This is a genomic window from Microcoleus sp. OTE_8_concoct_300, from assembly GCF_031383065.1.
Taxonomy (GTDB): Bacteria; Cyanobacteriota; Cyanobacteriia; order Cyanobacteriales; family Microcoleaceae; genus Microcoleus.
In genome coordinates this window covers 1-2719 of the sequence record NZ_JANMZH010000811.1, presented here as the reverse complement: position 1 = coordinate 2719, position 2719 = coordinate 1, and the positions used below count along the sequence as shown (strand labels likewise).

Here is a 2719-nt window from a genome sequence, read left to right as displayed (position 1 = left end):
AATTTTATGGCGGTTTATTAAGTATGAATGGATTGAGATATCTGCTTACAAGAGTTGGGGAACTTTTGTTACCTCTGTGGAAAAAATCCTGAAAGAATTTGGAGAAAACTATGTAATTAATTTTGTCTAGCTACTTATCTTCAGGTATTTCGGAGTCCTCCAGCAAACCATCGTCCGCAGCCTCTAAAAGTGCTGTTGCTAAATCCTTCTCTGATTTTCCTTGCTTCATCAGCGACAGATTATCTGTACGCCATTCTTTCAGCAATTTGCAGATAATATCGGTGCTCCCTCCGATTCCGTAAATTTCCTTGAGCGCTGCACCCACACTCCGAACCACAATGCCTATACGATTTTTATTGAGCACAGCACACGTAAAATCAATCATTTCTCGGTTGATTCCTGTGTATTGTTGAGTTCGATCGAACTCAAATCCTGTCAAGTCCAGCGCTTGAAACGTTGTCGGTAGTTTGGTCATGATTTTGGCTCCTTGAGGCTACTAACTCTCAGCGGTTTGGGCTGTGCCGACTTAGCTATGAGATTTATCATAGCATACTTATTGCGGATTCCGCAATACGTATAACGTAATCAAGGTCAGTTGTAGTTGTAGGCTGGGTTGAACGAAGAGAAACCCAACAGCCAAAATCACAAAAAAGCTGTTGGGTTTCGTTCCTCAACCCCGACCTACATTTATTTTTATTCCCCAAATAACTACCGAGAAACTAGCCTGTTACCCTCAAAAGCCTCTATGAGCACATCTATATCACATTGATATACCTCCATCATCCGCTTGATTTTGGAGGGTGGAATGTGAGGAACCTTGCCAGTTTCCCAGTTACTAAGAGTTGCCTCACGAATACCCAGAAGCTCTGCTACTTGCCTTTGGGTTAAACCCAATTTTTTCCGAAGATCCACGGGATTTAAAGCTCCCTGTTGTTTTTTTTCGACTATTACCATAGTATAATAAATTTACGATAAGCGCAATACGCAATCCGTAAATAGAAACAACTAGCGATCGAGGTCGAATTAGGCCCCGGCCTTGATCGCTAGCACTATTCTCGCAGCCATCTCAACAAATTCACCCATGTTGAAAATCCGTAACGAAAAACCACGCACCCCAAAGCCACATTTCATACAGGCACAGTTTTCTTGAATGGGAAGTGCGGTAACTCCATACGGAGTTGAGAAAAATCTAACTCAGCTATTGGATTCCTGAAAAACTGCCCTAAAAAATCTAGTACGGAGTTTTAAACATGACCCAAAACGGATGGTGTCGATCGAACTATCACAAGGACGGCAAACGACGCTTTGGCTTATTAACGAATGGGCTGTGTGCCGAGTGCTATTGGTCAGATCCAGCCCAAGGTACTTTCCCAGCTAGCGAAATTCAAGCAAATGAAAGTCAAAAAATTACACGACTGAGAGAAAAAATCAATGATTTGGAAGAAAAACGGTCATTGGTCAATCAGGAAATCTATCGTTTGCGCCAACAATTGCCAACTTTAGTCGCAGCAAAATCAAAATCAGGAGTCAGAAAGCAATGAATATAGATCGTGAGCTGGCACAAAAGCACCTGAATTACTTGGGCTATCAACCGGGCGAAGCTTTGTTGAGGTTTTTCTATCATAGCTCTGATGAACGCAAGAAAAAGGATAAAGGTCGCAAAAGTTCTGAGCTTAACTGGCAACAGATTGAGCAGTATCAAGCAGACAAGCGCGGTGTTTATGTCGTGGTTAATGGTGCAGGCGCAGGTACAGCCGGACATAGCGATGCTGAGATTAAGCAGTGCTGTGGTATTTTCTGCGAGTGGGACGATATCCCGTTGGCAGAACAATTTGAAAAATGGAGCGAAGTAGGTTTTGTTGAACCAACTTTCACCATATTTAGCGGTGACAAGTCGATGCAACCGTATTGGCTTTTTGATGAGCCGATCGCACCGGAACATTGGCGGGAACTGCAAGTGCTTCTGATCGAAATTATGCAAGCAGACGAGAGCAACAAAAATCTTAGTCGTGTTTTTCGGCTGGCGGGTGCTTGGCACGTTAAGCCAGATCGCGAACCCGTTAAAACCGATTTTGTTGAAGAGTCCGGCACTCGCTACAGCTACAGTGATTTGCGCGATCGACTTCTCATTCTCTATCAAGAGTTACTCGCTCGCAAACAACGAGAACTTGAGGAACAGCACCAAGCTTTACTGCAATTTTCTACCACTGCTACTGCCACTGCCACCCACAGCGCTACTGTCTTAGACAGTGCGACTGCCACGACGGGGCGCACTGCCACCGCAACTCTAACTGCGACACCGGAGGAAATATCTCAACGGTATAAAGACATCACTGTTCCGGTGCCGGTGCCAATTTCTCTACAGTGCGGTCTGGGAAAGCCCAACAAGGAATTTTTGAATGGAGTAGCGACTCTCAGAAATACCTCAATGGCAACACTGGCACGGGATTTAATTGGAGTTCAATCTGAGTTCAGCCGACTGGGACAAGTAACCAATGAGGATGCCTACACTCTATTTCTTGATGCTTGTCGGCGTTGTTCCCCCGGCGGTGGCTGGGATCAAGAAGAGTGGGATCAAATGGGAGCATCCCGCTTTTTAACTAAGCAGAAATACCGAGCTTGATGTCGTTATTTAAATATGCACATCTCAGTCTTAAAATTTGAGGCACATTTTTTTCGTTCCACTGTGCACCTACAATCTTAATTCTTGCTCCAATCT

Annotated in this window: 4 protein-coding genes; 2 read left to right on the top strand and 2 right to left on the bottom strand. The window is 44.3% G+C overall.

Features of this window, described 5'->3' with window-relative positions; genetic code table 11:
• Nucleotides 1–130 precede the first annotated feature (130 nt).
• Both ACUVJL_RS36150 and ACUVJL_RS36145 read right to left on the bottom strand, forming a co-directional pair.
• Nucleotides 131–475, bottom strand: a complete 345-nt coding sequence (locus tag ACUVJL_RS36150; RefSeq protein WP_445250223.1) for a hypothetical protein — start codon at nt 473–475, stop codon at nt 131–133.
• Nucleotides 476–708: 233 nt separating this feature from the next.
• Entirely contained in the window at nt 709–954 is a 246-nt protein-coding gene (locus tag ACUVJL_RS36145) for a helix-turn-helix domain-containing protein (RefSeq protein ID WP_445250222.1), read from the bottom strand.
• Nucleotides 955–1250: 296 nt separating this feature from the next.
• On the opposite strand from ACUVJL_RS36145, the gene ACUVJL_RS36140 reads away from it, so the two are divergent.
• Nucleotides 1251–1541 carry an aspartyl-phosphate phosphatase Spo0E family protein gene (locus tag ACUVJL_RS36140; RefSeq protein WP_445250221.1) on the top strand — a complete coding sequence of 97 codons (291 nt, stop codon included), beginning with the start codon at nt 1251–1253 and terminating at the stop codon, nt 1539–1541.
• Nucleotides 1538–2623 (top strand): hypothetical protein, encoded by a 1086-nt coding sequence (locus ACUVJL_RS36135; protein WP_445250220.1) that lies wholly within the window; start codon nt 1538–1540, stop codon nt 2621–2623. The genes ACUVJL_RS36140 and ACUVJL_RS36135 overlap by 4 nt, the downstream gene beginning before the upstream one ends.
• The last annotated feature ends 96 nt before the right edge of the window (nt 2624–2719 follow it).